Genomic DNA, 20,127 nt, shown 5'->3' with positions numbered 1-20,127 from the left:
ATAAAAAAAGCCTCAATAAGAGGCTATATTTTAAATTACGTCTGTATTTGCTTTTAACTTCTCAGTATTTTCAGCTAATTGAAGTTCGTCTATAATGCGTTGTATATCGCCATTTACAATATTACTCAAATCGTATAAGGTTAAACCTATTCTATGATCGGTAACACGACCTTGAGGATAGTTATAAGTTCTAATTTTGGCACTTCTGTCTCCAGAACTTACCATGGAACCACGTTTGGCAGCATCTTCAGCTTGTTTTTTTGCCAACTCTATATCGTATAACCTAGAACGCAATACTTTAAAAGCCTTCTCTTTGTTTTTATGTTGTGATTTCTGGTCTTGACATTGAGCCACCAAACCTGTTGGAATATGCGTTAAACGCACAGCCGAATAGGTTGTGTTTACCGATTGACCTCCTGGACCAGACGAACAGAAAAAATCGATTCGTACATCTTTCGGGTTAATTTCCACATCAAATTCTTCGGCTTCTGGAAACACCATAACGGTTGCAGCACTTGTATGCACACGACCTTGCGTTTCTGTTTGTGGCACACGTTGCACACGATGCACACCAGCTTCAAATTTTAAGGTACCATATACATCTTCTCCAGTAACTTCAAACTGAATTTCTTTAAAACCACCATTGGTTCCTTCACTAAAATCTACTGTATCTACCTTCCAGCCTTTGCTTTCGCAATATTTAGTGTACATTCTAAATAAATCGCCTGCAAAAATACTGGCTTCATCGCCACCTGTTCCAGCACGTAACTCTACAACAGCATTTTTAGTATCTTCTGGATCTTTAGGAATTAAAAGGAATTTTATTTCATCTTCCAATTTTGGAATCCCTTCTTTGGCTTCCTCATATTGCATTTTAGCCATATCCACCATTTCTGGATCACTTCCGTCAGAAATAATCTCTTCGGCTTCTTTTAAGTTTTCAGTAAGGGTTATGTACTGTTCACGTTTGTCCATTAACACACGTAAATCTTTGTATTCTTTATTTAACTCTACATAACGTTTTTGATCTGAGATAATATCTGGTTGGATAATTAAATCGCTAACCTCATCAAAACGTTGCTTTACTATTTGTAATTTATCTAACATGTACCATTCTAAATTGTGTGCCAAAAATACGATAATTTATGGATTTTAGAATTTTTTAGAATCTTCTATTTTTAGTTAAAATAATTAATAGGAAATATTTTAATAAAAAAGTCGTTTTTACTATATGATGCAACGTTTTGGAGCCATATTATTGTTTTACAAACCTTATGTTTTTTGGTCGTTTATAATCAATATTGTCTTAACTTTTATTAGCCCACAACTTGTTCCTGCCATTTTAACCAAATTGTTTTTAATCATTCTTTTATGGTTTATTGTTAAAGAATCTCACGAAAAAAGAAAGCTTGTTTTTTACAACAACCTTGGCATTAATTCTTTAAGACTTTTTTCTATGTTATTTATTATTGATGTTTGTATTATGGTTGTATTCCTTTCATTCATCAAAGTATTTATATAAAAAAAAGTGAAGTTGTAAACAACTTCACTTTTAAACTCTATTTTATTTTAATAATTAACCACATTTGGATGACCCACAATCTTTACATGTTAAGCAACCTTCTTGATAAATTAAACTAGTTGAACTACAGTTAGTACAGGTTTGCCCTTTCGCTTGAGTACCATCCTCAACATATCGTTTTAGTGCACGTACCACACCATTTTTCCAGGTATTAATGGATTCACTATCTAATTGTAGACTATTAATTAAGTCGACAATTTTATCTATTGGCATACCATGACGTAAAGTACTTGAAATTAATTTGGCATAGTTCCAATATTCTGGATTGAACTTATGGGATAAGCCTTCAATAGTGGTTTTATAACCTCTAATATTTTTATACTGAAAATCGTAACGAGAGGTTCCATCTTCATTTCTGTTCTTAATAATCAGCCCTTTGTTTGCCCAACGCGGAATTAAAATACCATCTTCATCATCAGCCAATCCTGTAAATACTTCGTAAGGCTTTCCATCAATTAACCCTATAAAGGCAATCCACTTTTCTTTATTATTTTGAAAACGTACCACATCTGCTTCCAATACTTGAGGACGTTTTGTTGGGAACGTAGTTAAGGTTTCTTGTTCTTCTTCCTTCTTTTCATCGTTTGAAATTAACACGCCTGAACGCGAACCATCTCTATAAACGGTTACACCTTTACAACCTGCTTCCCAAGCCTCCAAATATAATTGCCCAACCAATTCTTCAGTAGCATCGTTTGGTAAATTAATGGTTACACTTATAGAATGGTCTACCCATTTTTGCACAGCACCTTGCATGCTTACTTTACTCATCCAATCCACATCGTTTGAAGTCGCTTTGTAGTAAGGTGATTTTTTTATTATGGCATCCAATTCTTTCTGATCGCAATTATCTGAAACTTTATAACCATTAACTTCCATCCATTGTTTGAATCTATGATGAAAAACCACATATTCTTCCCAAGAATCTCCTACTTCGTCAACAAAGTCTACACGTACATTTTTATCATTCGGGTTTACTTTTCTTCTTCGTTTGTAAACAGGCATAAACACAGGCTCAATCCCTGAAGACGTTTGTGTCATCAAACTTGTTGTCCCAGTTGGAGCAATAGTTAACAAAGCAATATTTCTACGTCCATATTCCAACATTTCGTAATACAGCTTTTCATCTGCTTCTTTTAATCGCTGTATAAACGGATTGTTTTTTTCACGTTCAGCATCAAAAATTGCAAAAGCGCCTCGATCTTTTGCTGTATATACTGAAGCTCTATACGCTTCTATTCCTAAGGTTTTATGTACTTCTTCTGAAAATTTATTCCCTTTTTTACTTCCGTATTTTATACCTAAAGCAGCTAACATATCTCCTTCGGCTGTAATACCAATTCCTGTTCTACGACCTTCGTTTGCTTTCTTTTGAATATTTAACCACAAGTTTCTTTCCGTTGCTTTCACTTCATCTAATTCTGGATCTGCATCTATTTTTGCGATTATTGCATCAATTTTCTCTAGCTCCAAATCAATAATATCATCCATGATGCGTTGCGCCACATGAATGTGTTTTTTAAACAAGTCGAAGTTAAATGTGGCATTTTCTGTAAATGGATTTTCAACATACGAAAACAAATTCATAGCCAACAATCTGCAAGAATCGTAAGGACACAACGGAATCTCACCACATGGATTTGTTGAAACCGTTTTATAACCTAAATCTGCATAACAATCAGGAACCGATTCGTTGATAATCGTATCCCAAAACAGAATTCCTGGCTCAGCAGATTTCCAAGCATTATGAACAATTTTTTTCCAAAGCTTATTGGCTTCAATGGTTTTAGAAAACTTAGGACTCTCACTAAAAATTGGATATTTCTGCGTGTAATTTGAATTGGCTTTTACAGCCTTCATAAACTCATCATCAATTCTAACTGAAACATTTGCTCCAGTCACTTTACCTTGCTCTAATTTAGCATCGATAAAATCTTCTGAATCTGGATGATTTATAGAAACCGACAACATAAGCGCACCACGACGACCATCTTGAGCAACCTCACGAGTAGAATTTGAGTAACGTTCCATAAAAGGTACAATTCCTGTAGACGTTAACGCCGAATTTTTTACAGGCGACCCTTTTGGGCGAATATGTGATAAATCATGACCTACACCTCCACGACGTTTCATAAGCTGCACTTGTTCTTGGTCGATCTTCATGATACCTCCATACGAGTCTGAATTGCCATCATTACCAATAACAAAACAGTTGGAGAGTGACGCAATTTGATAAGGATTTCCAATACCAGCCATAGGACTTCCTTGAGGCACGATGTATTTAAAATCTTTAATTAAATCGAAAATAGACTCTTCTGATAATGGGTTTGGATAACGTGACTCGACTCTTGCAATCTCTTTTGCAATACGTCTGTGCATATCGTTTGGAGTTAGCTCATATAAATTACCTTCAGAATCTTTTAAGGCGTATTTATTTATCCAAACGCGAGCTGCTAAATCATCGCCTTTAAAATATGTTACAGATGCTTCAAATGCATCGTCTTGTGAATAAGTAGGAGGAAGTACTTTTTGTTGGGTTTGTGTTGGCATGTTTTTGGATTAATTTAAAAATTCTACATTCTAGTTTACAAATGTAAATAACGTAAAAATTTTAAACTTAAAACATGACTTAAATCATAAAGTTTACAAGAAAAAAATACAATAATCTATTTATCAGATAGTTAAAAATTTATCAACAATAAAAAGTTAACAAATTTTTTAATTTTATTTAAAAGTCAACAACTACACCTACGCCAAGGATTTGCTTCCATTGAACCTTTGCCCCTTCTTCTTCATACTCGTCTTCAACTTCTGTTTCAACAAGTGTTTTTACATCGTTATCATACTTTAAATGCGACCCAAAATTAGCTTTTATAAAACTATTTACTTTAAAGTCAAAATTAATTTGCCAGTCGACATCAATGTTTCCAAACTCATTTAGGTAGTCTGTATAAAAACTCACATAATTAACAAGCATGACATTTTGAAAAACCTCTTTTTCAAATACACTAGTTAATAGAATTCCAATTTCGTTTCTTATACGTTCGCCTTCTTCAATTACATTTCCTTCTTCATCATACACAGCAGGAGTTACACCAAAAGAGCCTGCATTTGCTAATGCTTCGTCTAAAACAAAAGTTGTTTTAATTGTTAAAGGCGAAAAATAAAGAGAGAATTCATCTATATTTTTCCCATATTCCATTCCTCCACCAACAAATAAATAACCAGGAGCCATAAATTTTGATAAAACATTGATATCGTCTGGATAATTATATCCTTTAGTAAATTGAGTTTTAAAATTAAATCTTGAAGAAAAGAACCAATTAGTAAATTCATTTCTACGAAAACCCAAAGTTGAACTAACATCAAGAATATCGTCTGTTTTTCTTAATCCTTGATTTTCCTGTTTATTAATACCATATCTAGATATTAATATATTATGCCACACCAAATGCTTATAACGGTACTTCAAGACACTTTCAAAATTAAATAAGGCCGAAATTGAATTACTACCACCTGCATTCCAGTTTACAAAAGCAACTTCACTTATAAGAGCACTAGCTCTATTTTTTTGTGTCCATTTAGGAATATTTATATCTTCTGTTTTAAAATATAAAGAATCTGGTTGGGCAACTATAAACTGAAAACTAAGAATAGATAAAATGAATAGAAACTTCTTCATTAATCTGATTTTTAATAACTAATATTTAAACTCTCCGTATTCGCTTGAAATGGTTAACTGTTTTTCATTTGAGGCCTCTACTTTACCAATTATTTTTGCATCAACATGAAAGGATTTAGAAATAGCAATAATATCGTGAGCTACTTCAGGAGATACATATAATTCCATTCTATGTCCACAATTAAATACTTGGTACATTTCTTTCCATTCTGTTTTTGATTGCTCTTGGATAAGCTTAAACAACGGAGGAACGGAAAACATATTATTTTTTATTATATGAAGGTTATCTATGAAATGAAGGATTTTAGTTTGCGCTCCACCACTACAATGAATCATTCCATGTATGTTTTCACTATTATATTTAGTTAAAATCTTTTTAATAATAGGCGCATATGTTCTAGTTGGCGAAAGGACCAATTTACCAGCATCTATTGGAGAATTTTCAACATTATCAGTTAATTTTATTTGACCTGAATACACCAATTCTTCAGGAACAGCTGCATCAAAACTTTCTGGGTATTTATCAGCAAGATACTTATGAAACACATCATGCCTAGCAGAAGTTAAACCATTACTTCCCATACCTCCATTATATTCTCTTTCGTAAGAAGCTTTACCAAAAGATTCTAAACCGACAATAACATCGCCTGCTTGAATATTAGAATTATCAATAACATTACTACGTTTTACTCTAGCAGTTACTGTAGAATCCACAATAATAGTTCGAACCAAATCGCCAACATCAGCAGTTTCTCCACCTGTAGAATGAATTGTAACACCAAATGACTTAAGATCTGAAATTAGCTCTTCTGTACCATTTATAATTGCAGCAATAACTTCTCCTGGAATCAGATTTTTATTTCTTCCTATAGTTGAAGATAACATGATATTATCTGTTGCACCAACACAAAGCAAATCGTCAATGTTCATTATTAGAGCATCTTGAGCAATGCCTTTCCAGACAGAAAGATCTCCTGTCTCTTTCCAATACATATAAGCTAAAGAACTCTTAGTCCCTGCTCCATCTGCATGCATTACCAAACAATAATCAGAATCGTTTGTTAAATAGTCTGGTACAATTTTACAAAAAGCTTTAGGAAAAAGTCCTTTGTCGATATCTTTTATGGCATTATGAACATCTTCTTTTGAGGCTGAGACACCTCTTTGTGAATACCTTTTACTTATTTCTTCACTCATGAAATTTGTTTGAAGGGCAAAAGTAAGAATTGTAATTTATTTTTTGTTATTTATAGAATTCAAATTGACATTTACTGACTTATTTCTATAAATTTTAACTTTTCTTTTAGTTTATAATATATAATTGACACTTTATATTTAAATTACATATATCCTTCAATAAATCTTTTATCAGCTATTAATTTAAATTAGATATACACTTTCTCCTTCTTTCATAAAAAGCATCTTTATATACGTCCAACAATTAGATATAATATTGAATTTTTTATAAAAAATAAAACCACTATGCTTTATGTTTTAAAGCATAGTGGTTTTATTTAAAATTAACATGATTTTATTTAGTAAGTTGTTCGTGTACAACTAATTCCTTTTGCGCTTTAACTTTAGTATTCTCATTGTTTTTTTGTGAGAAAATTAAAGTTGCAGCCAAAAGCATAAGAACACTTATAATAAGCTTTTTCATGTTAAATAAATATTGATTAATAGCAAAGCTAAATTACTAAAAAACACTAAAAATTAAGTCCAGTTTTTTACTTATTCGTTAACATACATTTTAAATCAGATTAACTACACATAACTATATTTAAGACAAAAAAGTCCTATATACATAGGACTTTTTCTGTTTTTTAAAAAAAATTTTACTATCTAGTAAACAATAATTCTCTATATTTTGTTAATGGCCAAAGTTCATCATCAACTAACAACTCAAGTTTGTCACAATGATATCTTATTTCGTCAAAAATTGGCTTAACATTAAAACAGTAAGCTTCAGCTTTCTTTTCGAAATCTTCTAAATTATTAGCTTTTTTTCTTTCGTTTGTCATTTTTGTAACATTAGAATTTATAGCTTCAATGTGTCCAGAAATTTCTTCGATTAAATTCATTTGCTGTTGGGCTAATTTTTTAAAACCAGCACCATAGATTTCTTTAAGTCCTTTAACATTATCAATCAACATATTTTGATATCTAACAGCAGTAGGTACAACGTGATTTCTAGCCACATCTCCTAATACTCGTCCTTCAATTTGAATATGTAAGACATACTCTTCCATTTCAATTTCATATCGAGATTCAGTTTCAATCTTATTCATGACTCCTAAATCTTCAAAAAGCTTAATAGCTTTATCTGAAACTTTTGCTCTTAAAGCAATTGGAGTTGTTTTATGATTGCTTAACCCTCTTTTCTTAGCTTCTTTTTCCCATGCTTCTCCATATCCATTTCCTTCAAATAAAATATTTTTTGATTTTTTAATGTATTCTCTTAATACATTAAAAATTGCTTCATCTTTTTTAAGTTCTTTTTCATCAATTAACGCGTCAACTTCAGCTTTAAAATCAATTAATTGTTTTGCAACTATAGAATTTAAAACTGTCATTGGATTGGCACAATTTGCTTTAGATCCAACAGCTCTAAATTCAAACTTATTACCAGTAAATGCAAATGGAGACGTTCTATTTCTATCCGTATTATCTAATAATATTTCAGGAATTTTACCGACAACATTCAGTTTTAAATCTGTTTTTTCTTCAGGTGATAATTTACCATTTGTTACATTTTGTAGCTCATCTAAAACACTTGTTAATTGTTCTCCTATAAACACAGATATAATAGCTGGAGGTGCTTCATTTGCTCCTAAACGATGGTCGTTACTAGCAGATGCTATAGAAGCTCTTACTAATTCTTCGTTATCATGAACAGCTTTAATGGTGTTAATAAAAAATGTTAAAAACTGAAGGTTGCTCATAGGTGTTTTACCAGGACCTAATAAATTAACACCAGTATCCGTACTTAAACTCCAGTTGTTATGCTTTCCAGAACCGTTAACACCTTTAAATGGTTTTTCATGAAATAACACTTTAAAATCGTGACGTTCTGCTACTTTATCCATAACATCCATTAATAAAGAGTTATGGTCTACAGCTAAATTAGCTTCGTCGTAAACTGGAGCTAATTCAAATTGATTTGGCGCAACTTCGTTATGTCTAGTTTTAACAGGAATACCAAGTAACATACATTCTGTTTCAAGGTCACGCATATATTGCATAGCTCTGTTAGGAATGGTTCCAAAATAATGATCGTCTAATTGTTGCCCTTTAGCAGAAGAATGACCTAAAAGTGTTCTACCAGTTAATAAAATATCAGGTCTTGAAGCAACAAGCGCTCTATCAATCAAGAAATATTCTTGTTCCCAACCAAGTGACGCATTTACTTTTTTAACATTCTTATCAAAATATTTACAAACATCTACAGCTGCATGATCTACTGCTTGTAGAGCTCTTAAAAGTGGCGTTTTATAATCTAAAGCTTCACCTGTATAGGATACAAATACAGTTGGAATACATAATGTTGTTCCATAAATAAATGCTGGTGATGTTGGATCCCAAGCTGTATATCCACGAGCTTCAAATGTATTTCTTATACCTCCATTAGGAAAGCTAGAAGCATCTGGTTCTTGTTGCACTAATTGTCCTCCACCAAATTTTTCTATGGCACGACCATTACCAATTGGTTCAAAAAACGCATCGTGCTTTTCAGCAGTTGAACCTGTTAACGGTTGAAACCAATGTGTATAATGAGTTGCTCCTTTAGAAATTGCCCATTCTTTCATTCCTGTAGAAATATGGTCTGCTACTACTCTATCAATTTTAGTGCCATTTTGCATTGCATCCATAACACTGTTAAATGCTTCTTTTGTTAGATACTGACGCATTTTATCTTCGTTAAACACATTTAATCCAAAAAGTTCGGATCTACGTGTTTTTTCTTCAATCTTAATAGGCTTTCTATTAAGAGATTCTTTAATAGCATGAAATCTTAGAGTTGACATATATATTTACATTTAGCTTAAATTATTTTAATAGGGCAAATTTATGAAAAATAATAAACTATAAGCCATTTACCCCTAAAAAAATAGGGGTTCATATAAAATATTATAAAATAAAATGAAATAGACCCTATTATTCGCTCAAAAAAGCCAAAATAACAAATATTGAATAAGCTGTTAAAATAACAAATCCTTTCAGTCTACCTATTTCGAATTTTTTAGGCAATAACATAAAAGGAATCAGGATAAATGCAAACCCTAGCATCCAAAAAATATCTACATTTAAAATATTAGGATTCTCTAAACCGATTGGAGATATCATTGCGGTAAGACCTAACACTGAAGCAATATTAAAAATATTTGAACCTATTAAATTACCAAGCGAAATTGCTTTTTCTTGTTTTAAAGCTGCTATAACTGATGCTGCCAATTCTGGAACACTTGTCCCTACTGCAACCATAGTTACAGAAATTACTCTTTCGCTTACACCAAAAGATAAGGCCATCTCTTTTGCACCTTGAACCAGCCATTCGCTACCAAAATAAAGAGCTAGACCACCAATTAAAAGCCAAATAATTAATTTGAAATTTGAAGTTTTTTGCAATGCTTCATTAACTTCTTCAACAGGCTCGAAGTCTTTACTCTTTGATTTCTTTATTAAAATGAATAGAAATAGTATAAGAGAAATAAACAATACGAATCCTTCTTTAAAATCTAACACATTACCACTTTTCAGTAAAAAGTATAAAACTATTGACAATAACATCATCATTGGCCAATTAAGCTTATAGAAGTCGTGACTAATTGTTAAAGGCGAAATGATAGCTGTTAATCCTAAAACCAATCCAATATTCGCAATATTAGATCCAATTACGTTACCTAATGCGATATCTGGAGAACCATCTAAAGCTGCTTGTAAACTAACTAAAAGTTCTGGAGCAGAGGTTGCAAAAGACACAACTGTCATTCCAATTACAATTTTAGATATGTTAAATTTAAATGATAAAGAAACTGAAGCTCTTACTAAAAACTCTCCTCCAACAACTAACAGGATTAATCCTAAAACAACCCAAATCAAACTCATAAACTTAATTTTTGGCGAAGATAACATTTCCTATTAAAAGTTAACGAAAACTAAAAATTTCGTTAAATAACTATATTGATAGTTGTATAACTGTAAAAATAGTTATATGTTTGAATCTTAAAATATTCATCATGCAAAAACTAACAAATAAAGAAGAAGAAATCATGCATATATTATGGATGCTAAAAAAAGCATTCGTTAAAGACGTTCTAGCAGAGATTAAAGAAGATAAACCCCATTACAACACCCTTTCAACTATTATTAGAAATCTTGAAGAAAAGGGGTATGTTGGTTACCAAGCTTATGGTAAAACACATCAATACTTTCCAATTGTTACAAAAGAAGCTTATAAAGAACGTTTTATGAATACAGCAATAGAGAACTATTTTAATAGCTCTTATAAAAATGTAGTTTCCTTTTTTGCTAAAGAAGAAAAAATAAGCGTTGAAGATCTAAAAGAAATTATTGCATTAATAGAAAACAAAAAATAATTATGGACTATTTTATTAAAGCATCGGTTGTTTTTGGTATATTTTTTATTTGTTATAAACTATTGCTTCAAAAAGAAACATTTTATAATGCTAATAGATTGTATTTACTGTCAGGTATCTTTATAGCAGGTATTATTCCATTAGTTGTCATTCCTATTTATATAGAATATACTCCTACCAATTTTTCAAATAACTTAATAATAGATAATGCTTTCATTCAAGCTAAAAATAAAACAGTGACAATGTTGCAAATTATTAATTGGGTGTATGCCTTAGGGCTTATATTCTTTTTAGGGAAATTAATCTTAGAATTTACATCTCTTTTCTCTTTGTTAAAAAATAACGACTTTAAAAAAGAAGATGGTTTTAAATTAATAGAAACTGACAATAAAGTTCCTCCATTTTCATTTTTTAATTGGATAGTTTACAACCCAAGCCAGTTTCAAAACCAAGAATTAACACATATTATTAACCACGAAAAAGTACATGCTAAACAGTTTCATTCCATTGATGTTATTTTATCACAATTAAGTTGTGTCGTGTTTTGGTTTAATCCATTCTGTTGGTTATACAAAAAAGAATTACAACAAAATTTAGAGTTTATAGCAGATTATCAGGCTCAGAATATTTCTAATTGTGAAAAGAGTTACCAACGCTTATTACTTAAAACTAGTATTCCCAATCATCAGTTGATGGTTACCAATAATTTTTATAATTCATTAATCAAAAAAAGAATCGTTATGTTACACAAATCAAAATCAAACAAATTAAAAGCATGGAAGTTTACATTAATTCTTCCATTATTAGGATTATTTTTAATGAGCTTTAACACCAAAGAAGTTTATATCAATGCTTCAAACAATCCATCAGAAAATATTTTTTCAAATAATTTAACCGAAATAGAAGTTGTTTTAATAACAAAAGACTTTACAGATAATGAGCTAGAAAAAGTAAAAAATGAGCTTTTAAAAGAAGGACTAACTGTAAAATTTAAAGGCGTAAAACGAAATGCTTCTGGTGAAATAATTGCCATTAGAATAGATATTAAATCTAAAGAATCAAGTGCTAATTATCATATAGATGGTAATGAGCCTATTTCACCAATAAAAATTGGTTTTAACAAAAATGGAAATGATATTTCAATTGGAAACTCATCAATCAAATCTAGTAAACATAGCATGGCTTTTATTTCTGAAGATGGAAATGTTCACAAAATAAAATCTGATGATCATACTGAAAATGTATTTGTTTTTTCATCGAATGACCAAGATACTGATGAAGAAATTGAAATTGAATCAGATGGAAAAATGATATTTATAAGTGAAGATGGCAATGTTCATAAAGTAAAAGATGGCTCTAAAACTATTGAAATTGTTACATTATCCGAAGCTGGTGAAGAATTAGAATTTAAAACTGATAACCATTCAAAAACCAAAAAAATATGGGTTACAAAAGAAGAGTTATCTGATAAAAATAAAGAAAAAAGATACGAAGTAAAAGTCATTTCATCTGATGGAAATGAAGAAGACATTCACTTTATAACAGATGATGCTCAAGCAAATAAAAAAGTAAAAGTTGTAAAAATGAAAGAAAAGGATGGTGTATTTATTTCTACTGATGATCAAAATCCACTTATCATTCTAGATGGTAAAGAAATAACTAAAGAAGAAATGGAAAAAGTGAATCCAGAAAACATTGCAAATGTAAATGTGTTTAAAGGAGAAAAAGCCATCGAAAAATATGGTGAAAAAGCTAAAGATGGTGTGATAGTAATTACAACTAAAAAGTGAACTTTAAACCTTAAGAGCAAAAAAAATCCCAAACAGATGTTTGGGATTTTTTTATACATATTACTTTATTTAATCAAAATCTTTTTAACAACCGATTTCCCTTCGGAAGTTAATTTAATTAAATAAAGTCCACTAGTAAAGTTTAAATCAATATACGTATTGTTTAGTGCAAATTGAGACATTAAATTTCTACCTTCAACTGAAAAAACTTCTATTTTTGTTTCTGACATAATCCCATTTATATTTAATCTTCCATTAGTAGGATTTGGAAACAAACTCACTTGTAATTCTTCAGATTCTACAACACCTAAATTCTCACTCCAAGTTTCACCAACCATATTTCCCCAGATATATTCTACTAAATCTGGCTGATCTATAAACGGATTTCTATTGAATTGCCAGTTATAAATTATGTTATTTCTATTCATTTCGAAATCGTCTGGAGGATCGTTTCTATGCCAATCTAATAAGGTTTGTAAATCGCCAAACTGTCCAACCATACCATCAGGAAAACCATTTACAATTTCCAATCCATTATAACGAACAGCTAAATAAAATACACTTCGAGCAACATCTCCTTTAAAACCTCCTAATGTACCTGTTGGTCCATTATATTCACCATAAAATTGATTGCCACGACTACTATTTTCTGGACCATCTACAGCTCTTAACCCATGCGCATCAGAATTTCCATGACGTAACGAATCTGCTTTGGTTGTCCAAAAAACATCTATTCCATCGGCAACTTCGTCTTCTTCAATACTATAATATCCAGCACGAGATCTAGGAAAAGTATGCTCTCTATTCCAGGTTCCTGTATTTACAGATGTTGTTTGAAAATCTAATTTTGCTCTTCCTTGTTCTAAATATACCAACCACACTTGATTACTATTTTCTGGATTTTGGTCTGCATATTTTAAAATTTCAATACAATCTGTATAGGTTTGTGCTCTTACTACATTTGGATCTGCAATTATATCTTGTAACGCCTGACGCAAAACTACGTCTGCTAAACCATCTAAACTATTATAATAATCATTTGACTGTGTACTTGAAACTATGCCATAAGTTGAATTTATAGGTGTGCCAAATGGTGCCATTGTAAAATCGTTATCTACCACTCGTAGTTTTAAAAAATTATTGTTTGGAATATATGGCCATTCTAAATCTGTAAATTTCACAAGGGGTTCTTCATCTCCTTCGTCTAGATCATCGTCAATTAAAGTAATAGTTGTAGAAATTGTATTTTGACCAGAAGGAATGGTAACTGTTGTATTTCCTGTAAAATCGGAAGTATTAAACCCGTTATTATCTAAAGAAAAACTAAATTCTAAATCTGCTGTTACATTTTCTTGTGCTATAAACACTATGGTAATTATGTCATCCTCATTATATTGAGTTTGAGAAGTAGACATTGATATAGCATTATATACTTCTCCACTTCCATCGTTTAACAATCTTGGAGTTGGAGTTCCAACAAAGTAACTACCATCGTTGTTGCGTTGTATAGAATTTGCATTATTACTAGAGCCTTCATTTATTTGTTCGGTAACTCCTAAAAGAGCCATAAGTTCTGTATCGTCTGCATCACTTGTATCATAAACCAAAGCATCAATTAAATTAGTTTGAGTAGCAAGCGTTCCTTCAGGAAAATCTGTATAATTTCCAAAGTAAATAGCAACTGCATCTGCTCCATTCTGAATAACATTTGCTGAAATTAATAATTGAGGAAATGGTTCAACAGCATCACTTCCTATTAAAAGCAATCCATTTTCATCAGTTATAAAACCATCTAATTCTAAAGAGAAATAACTGGAGTCTGCTCCAGAAGCTGAGCCATTAAAAAACACCAGAATATAACCATCTAAAGAAGTTTGTGGAGCATCTGATTTAATTTCAACAAACTCCATATCGTCTATTCCAGGTGAATCACAATCAAGTTCATTAATAACCAATTGAGAAAAAGAAAGTTGTCCTATAAACAGAAAACTTAATAAAGTAATTAATTGTTTCATTTTAGAGAATTTTAACAAATGTAATCAACTCTTAGACTTTTATTTGTTTTATAAATTATTAATTGGTTAATTTTAACATATAAAGCAATTAAAAAAAGGAATGTATCTTTGCAATAATTATGAAAAAGAAATTGTTCAAATTTTTAGCAAAACTCAACAAAATAGTCTTGCCAAGTTACACAAAACAAGGCTTAGATTTAAGTATGGCAAGCAAAATACAGATGGTAATTTTTGGTTGGAAACTATATGTAACCAAAAACGCATTAGATTAAATCAATTTTTTTTTGAGGTTTTGTTAAAAAAGGAATATATTTGCATCCTCAAAAATGGCCTCGTGGCGCAACTGAATAGCGCACTTGATTACGGCTCAAGAGGTTATAGGTTTGAATCCTATCGAGGTCACTAAACAAAACCCTATCATGTTAATTGATAGGGTTTTTTATTTTTTAAACCTAACAAAAATCATAGGAAGTTAAAAAAGGATTTCTGACCTTTATTATGCTATTAATCGAAGAGACAATCTATATGGGTTAGTTTCTTAAATACAAAGCATCTATCTTAAAAAAATAGGTGTTTTTTTATATAATTTCTGCACTTAAACCTGCATCTAGCAGCATAGAACACCTAGGTTCAAGTTCTTCATAAACTCCTGTTTTTACAGTACATTTACCCTTATAATGAACAATAATGGAACATTGTTCTGCTTGTTCTGGAGTGTGCTCGCAAGCAAAAATTAATGTATTTATTACATGATCGAAGGTATTTACATCGTCATTATATAATACAATTTCATTGTTAGTTTGTTCTAATATGTCAACACTTTCCTGCTCTTGTATTTTTTCTTTGGCACTCATTGTAAAAACTTTTCACTACTAATTTAAAAATTTTAAGGCAACCCATTGGTTTTTTTCTATAGTTTCAACGAGGTTTAAACTATATTTATTGCATTCAGCTTCAATAATTGAAATATCATCTACATAAAATCCACTTAACAACAACATTCCTTCTGAATTTAAACAATTGATATATGCTTCCATATCATTAAGCAAAATGTTCCTATTGATATTGGCAATAATAATATCGTATTTTCTTCCATCCAATAAATTGGCATCACCTTCAAAAACCCTTATGTTCTTACAATTATTGCGTTCTACATTTTCTAGGCTATTAATATAACACCAATTATCATAATCTATAGCATCAATGGGATTGGCTCCTTTCATTTCTGCTAAAATGGCCAAAACACCTGTTCCACAACCCATATCAAGAACTGATTTTCCTTTAAAATCATTATGCAAAATGTGCTGAATCATCATATGTGTGGTTTCATGATGTCCAGTTCCAAAACTCATTTTTGGTTCGATAATGATGTCATATTTAGTATTAGGCTTTTCATGAAAAGGCGCACGAACAGAGCAAGTGTTTTCAACAACTATCGAGTCGAAATTCTTTTCCCATTCTTGGTTCCAGTTTACTTGTTCTATTTCGTTAAACACATAATTTATTTCAAATTCATCTGAATTTAAAATTTGTATATCTTCCAATATAGTTTCATACCATTCATCTTTTTGAATGTACGCTGTAACACCTTCTTCGGTTTCTACAAAGCTTTCGAAACCTGCATAACCCAATTCTGCTATTAAAATTTCGGTTGCTGGCTGTAAAGGCGACACCTTAAAATCATAACCTATATATATTGTATTTGACATCATTTAAAAAGCGTTTACTATGGCGTAAAAATCTTCAGCATTAAGTGCTGCTCCACCAATTAATCCTCCATCAACGTCTGGTTTAGAAAAAATTTCTTTGGCATTGCTTGGTTTGACAGATCCTCCATATAAAATAGAAACTGAATTTGCCACGTCTTTTCCATATGTATCAGCCAAAGTCTTTCTAATAAAGGCATGCATATCTTGCGCTTGCTCAGGGCTTGCTGTTTCTCCTGTTCCAATAGCCCAAACAGGTTCATAAGCTAAAACAATATGTTTAAAAGCTAAAGCATCTATATGAAATAAAGCCTTTTTAATCTGATTTTCTACAACTTTTTCATGATTTCCAGCTTTTCTATCTGTTAATTCTTCACCAAAACAAAAAATAATTCTCATGTTATATTTTAAAGCTGCATCTACTTTTTTTGCAAGTAACTCATCTGTTTCGTTAAAATAAGCACGACGTTCGCTATGACCTAATATAACTGTATTTATACCAACACTTTTAAGCATCTCTGCACTTACTTCTCCTGTATAAGCTCCTGATACTGCAAAGTGCATATTTTGAGCAATAACTTCAATATCTGAAGTTCTTAAAGCTTCAAAGGCATGCCAAAGATTTGTAAATGTAGGAGCAATCATTACTTCAGCATTCGATGTTTGATGTTGTTTTTTTAATTCTGTAATTAATGATTCTGTCATTGCTAAATCATTATTCATTTTCCAGTTTCCGGCAACGATGTTTTTTCTCATAATTATTATTCTAATTTTACTTTAGGATCCAACCAAGCATAAATAATATCTACAAAAATATTGATTATTATAAATAATAGCGCTATAATTAACACTGAACCCATAATTATAGGTAAATCTAAAGTATTTAATGCGTTTACTATTTCTTTTCCAAGTCCGTTCCAACCAAAAATATATTCAACAAAAACAGCTCCAGCTAACATAGATGCAAACCAACCAGAAATAGCAGTAACTACTGGATTTAAAGCATTTTTTACAGCATGCTTTCTAATAATTTGATATTCGCTTAGACCTTTGGCTCTAGCTGTTCTAATATAATCTTGATTGAACACTTCTAATAACGAATTTCTCAAAAGTTGAATAACTACAGCTAATGGACGAATTCCTAATACAATTGCTGGAAGAATTAAATTTTTCAATTGAATATGCATGGCTTCCCCATAATCGTCTAATTCGTATAAGCTGCCTGTCATTTCCAGATTGGTGTATTTATGAAGCACAAAACCAAACAACCAAGCAAATAAAATTGCAGAAAAGAAAGAAGGCACACTCATTCCAACTGTGCTTACTATTTGTATGACTTTATCTAACCAGGTGTCTTTATACAAAGCTGAAACGACTCCTAAAATCAAACCAATTAATAGGGCAATACAAATAGCACTGACTGCTAATACAAAAGTGTTTGGTAGTGTTTCTGCTAATACCTGACTCACTTTTTTTCCTTGTTTAGTAAAAGATTCTCTTAAATATGGGAATTTTAAAGCAGTAGTAGTATTACCTATTGTAAATAAACTGACTGATGTATATTTCCCTTCCTTTAAATAAGTATAATCTGTCTCTGTATTTGAATGAAATGATATTGGTGATAAATCATTCAAATAATAAAAATACTGAGTACTTATAGGTTTATCGAAACCATATTTTTGTTTTACAATAGCCAGTTGTGCGCTATCTTCATTTTGACCAAGCATCATTTGAGCTGGATCTCCAGGAAGCACATTAAATAAAAAGAAAATAACAGTTACAACTCCAAATAATGTAAGTAAGGCGTAAAATATTTTATTTAATAGATAGTTTAACAGATTATTCTTTCTTTAATTTAATTTCAATTATTGAATCAAAATCTACAATTCCCATTTCTCTAATAACAAGTGTATCTTTAATAACATTAACCGATTCAATTATTTCTGGGTCAATTTGATCTACATATGACTTTTCATATTGAACACCATCTATTACATATAGCAATTTTTCTTCAACAATTACTTCAGGTTCTGGTTCTGGTTTACGCTCAACTTCAGGTAATGTTATATCTTCCAAATCGTTCCAATGAACTTTTTGAATAACGGTTCCTTTTTTCAATTTTAAAATACCAGGACTTGCACGAACTACGGTTTTTAATGCTTTTTCATCGCAAAGGAAGAAGTCAAAATTAAGTTTGTATTGGTCTTTCATATATTGCTTGGCATCTTCTCCTGAAGCTGTCATTCCAATAACTGTATAGCCATTTTCTATAGCCTTATCTGAGAATGCTTTAAGTTTTACTACACCATCTTTTTCAGCAGTATCCAGATTATACATAATAATCATAATCAGATTATTTTCATTTAAATAATATTCAGTAAAATCTTCATCCATCGTTTCTATAGAAAAATCTTTGACAGGTGGATCGTATCCTTCTTCAATAATTTTAGTTTCAACACCTACATATTCTCCATCTACCTCAGGATAACTTCCGTTAGTTACAAACTCTTTTTCTTCGCCATTAACTTTAAAAGTCCATGTAAATTCTTGAACAGGTTTTGGAGCATCTTCAGGCACAATCATACCTTCCATAATATTATTACCAACAGCATAAGCTCTAAAATCTACAGATGGTAAATGCATTAATACATGATAACCAAACCAAAGGCAGCCAATAAAACTCAATAAAGAAATGACTGTTAAACCAAGTTTGCTGAATATTGGTTTGATGTGTTGTACACCAAAAAATAATATTAATATGAGGACTAATAAAATAACATCTTTATAAAAACTTTCCCATGGAGTTAAAGGAATGGCATCTCCGAAACAGCCACAATCTTTCACTTTTTCAAAATAAGCAGAATAGAATGTTAAAAAGGTAAAAAACACAATCATTCCCAACAAACTCCAAACTGTGAATTTTGGTTTGTATCCTATAAGCAAAAAGATTCCTAAGATGACTTCAAAAATGACCACAAAAATGGAAATAGCTAATGCATAAGGTTCCAAAAATGTAATATTTAATACATCTGCACTGAAGTATTCTTGTAATTTATAAGAAAACCCAAGTGGGTCGTTCAGTTTAATTAATCCTGAGATGATAAATAATACACCAACTACTATTCTACTTAATTGTACTATATATTTCATAAATCTAAATGTTATTTTTCGTTTAAATGAATTAAAGCAAAAACTGCATAATTAATCATATCTTGATAATTAGCATCAATACCTTCACTTACTAATGTTTTTCCTTGGTTATCTTCAATTTGTTTTACGCGCAAAAGTTTCTGAAGGATTAAATCTGTTAAACTGCTAACTCTCATATCTCGCCAAGCTTCCCCATAATCATGGTTTTTATCCATCATGAGTTGTTTGGTAATTGCTACGTTTTCATCATAAAGATTTGTAGCTTCATCAACAGATAAATCTGGTTGTTCTACAATACCTCTTTCAATTTGAACTAATGCCATAACACAGTAGTTTATAATTCCAATAAATTCACTTTCTTGACCTTCATCTACTTTCTGAACAGCATTTTGTTGCAAACCTCTAATACGTTGTGCTTTTATAAAAATTTGATCAGTTAACGATGGTAAACGTAAAATACGCCAGGCACTTCCATAATCTTTCATTTTTTTAATAAATAAATCTCTACATGTTTTTATAACTGCGTCGTATTGTTTTGAAGTATCTTGCATGAATTAAAATGAATTTTGCGTAAATTTCGCATAAATAAATTTAAAGTTCAAAGT

The 20,127-nt window shown here is 30.9% G+C and carries 16 protein-coding genes and 1 tRNA gene; 3 read left to right on the top strand and 14 right to left on the bottom strand.

What is annotated here, in order from left to right; all coding sequences use genetic code 11:
* Positions 1-30: 30 nt before the first annotated feature.
* The 7 genes from prfA to FVF61_RS03260 form a co-directional block, all read right to left on the bottom strand.
* On the bottom strand, positions 31-1,107 hold the full coding sequence (gene prfA, locus FVF61_RS03290; RefSeq protein WP_148453531.1) for a peptide chain release factor 1: 1,077 nt from the start codon (positions 1,105-1,107) through the stop codon (positions 31-33).
* A 469-nt stretch (positions 1,108-1,576) separates the two neighbouring features.
* Entirely contained in the window at positions 1,577-4,132 is a 2,556-nt protein-coding gene (locus FVF61_RS03280; protein WP_148453271.1) for an adenosylcobalamin-dependent ribonucleoside-diphosphate reductase, read from the bottom strand.
* Between the two features lie 178 nt (positions 4,133-4,310).
* Positions 4,311-5,264, bottom strand: coding sequence for a DUF3078 domain-containing protein (locus FVF61_RS03275; RefSeq protein WP_148453268.1), 954 nt, complete (start codon positions 5,262-5,264; stop codon positions 4,311-4,313).
* Between the two features lie 18 nt (positions 5,265-5,282).
* Positions 5,283-6,461, bottom strand: coding sequence for an AIR synthase related protein (locus FVF61_RS03270; protein WP_148453265.1), 1,179 nt, complete (start codon positions 6,459-6,461; stop codon positions 5,283-5,285).
* A 334-nt stretch (positions 6,462-6,795) separates the two neighbouring features.
* Positions 6,796-6,924, bottom strand: a complete 129-nt coding sequence (locus tag FVF61_RS14385; protein ID WP_262711994.1) for a hypothetical protein — start codon at positions 6,922-6,924, stop codon at positions 6,796-6,798.
* A 178-nt stretch (positions 6,925-7,102) separates the two neighbouring features.
* Entirely contained in the window at positions 7,103-9,289 is a 2,187-nt protein-coding gene (locus FVF61_RS03265) for a glutamine synthetase III family protein (protein WP_148453262.1), read from the bottom strand.
* A gap of 130 nt (positions 9,290-9,419) precedes the next feature.
* Positions 9,420-10,370, bottom strand: a complete 951-nt coding sequence (locus tag FVF61_RS03260) for a calcium/sodium antiporter (protein ID WP_148453258.1) — start codon at positions 10,368-10,370, stop codon at positions 9,420-9,422.
* A gap of 131 nt (positions 10,371-10,501) precedes the next feature.
* On the opposite strand from FVF61_RS03260, the gene FVF61_RS03255 reads away from it, so the two are divergent.
* Positions 10,502-10,861, top strand: coding sequence for a BlaI/MecI/CopY family transcriptional regulator (locus FVF61_RS03255; RefSeq protein WP_148453255.1), 360 nt, complete (start codon positions 10,502-10,504; stop codon positions 10,859-10,861).
* 2 nt (positions 10,862-10,863) lie between these two features.
* Positions 10,864-12,651, top strand: a complete 1,788-nt coding sequence (locus FVF61_RS03250; RefSeq protein ID WP_148453252.1) for a M56 family metallopeptidase — start codon at positions 10,864-10,866, stop codon at positions 12,649-12,651.
* A gap of 65 nt (positions 12,652-12,716) precedes the next feature.
* Here the strand turns inward: FVF61_RS03250 and FVF61_RS03245 are convergent, their stop codons facing one another.
* Complete coding sequence (locus FVF61_RS03245; RefSeq protein ID WP_148453249.1) at positions 12,717-14,666, bottom strand: endonuclease; 1,950 nt, start codon at positions 14,664-14,666, stop codon at positions 12,717-12,719.
* A 328-nt stretch (positions 14,667-14,994) separates the two neighbouring features.
* Between FVF61_RS03245 and FVF61_RS03235 the strand changes: the two genes are divergently transcribed.
* Positions 14,995-15,068: transfer RNA gene (locus FVF61_RS03235), tRNA-Arg, on the top strand.
* Between the two features lie 176 nt (positions 15,069-15,244).
* On the opposite strand, the gene FVF61_RS03230 is transcribed toward FVF61_RS03235, so the two are convergent.
* From FVF61_RS03230 to FVF61_RS03205, 6 genes are read right to left on the bottom strand one after another with little or no spacing between them, the layout of a single operon-like run.
* Positions 15,245-15,520 (bottom strand): ATP-dependent Clp protease adaptor ClpS, encoded by a 276-nt coding sequence (locus tag FVF61_RS03230; protein ID WP_148453243.1) that lies wholly within the window; start codon positions 15,518-15,520, stop codon positions 15,245-15,247.
* An 18-nt stretch (positions 15,521-15,538) separates the two neighbouring features.
* Complete coding sequence (gene prmA, locus FVF61_RS03225) at positions 15,539-16,375, bottom strand: 50S ribosomal protein L11 methyltransferase (protein ID WP_148453528.1); 837 nt, start codon at positions 16,373-16,375, stop codon at positions 15,539-15,541.
* A 3-nt stretch (positions 16,376-16,378) separates the two neighbouring features.
* Positions 16,379-17,128 (bottom strand): triose-phosphate isomerase, encoded by a 750-nt coding sequence (gene tpiA / locus FVF61_RS03220; protein ID WP_148453240.1) that lies wholly within the window; start codon positions 17,126-17,128, stop codon positions 16,379-16,381.
* Between the two features lie 5 nt (positions 17,129-17,133).
* Positions 17,134-18,210, bottom strand: coding sequence for an ABC transporter permease (locus FVF61_RS03215; RefSeq protein WP_148453237.1), 1,077 nt, complete (start codon positions 18,208-18,210; stop codon positions 17,134-17,136).
* 1 nt (position 18,211) lies between these two features.
* Positions 18,212-19,522, bottom strand: coding sequence for a BT_3928 family protein (locus FVF61_RS03210; protein ID WP_148453234.1), 1,311 nt, complete (start codon positions 19,520-19,522; stop codon positions 18,212-18,214).
* Between the two features lie 11 nt (positions 19,523-19,533).
* Positions 19,534-20,073, bottom strand: a complete 540-nt coding sequence (locus FVF61_RS03205) for a DUF1599 domain-containing protein (protein WP_148453232.1) — start codon at positions 20,071-20,073, stop codon at positions 19,534-19,536.
* Positions 20,074-20,127 lie beyond the last annotated feature (54 nt).

The organism is Xanthomarina maritima (assembly GCF_008084905.1).
Classification (GTDB): Bacteria; Bacteroidota; Bacteroidia; order Flavobacteriales; family Flavobacteriaceae; genus Xanthomarina; species Xanthomarina maritima.
Note: the sequence above shows the minus strand (reverse complement) of the source record. Positions and strands in the feature narration are given on the sequence as shown.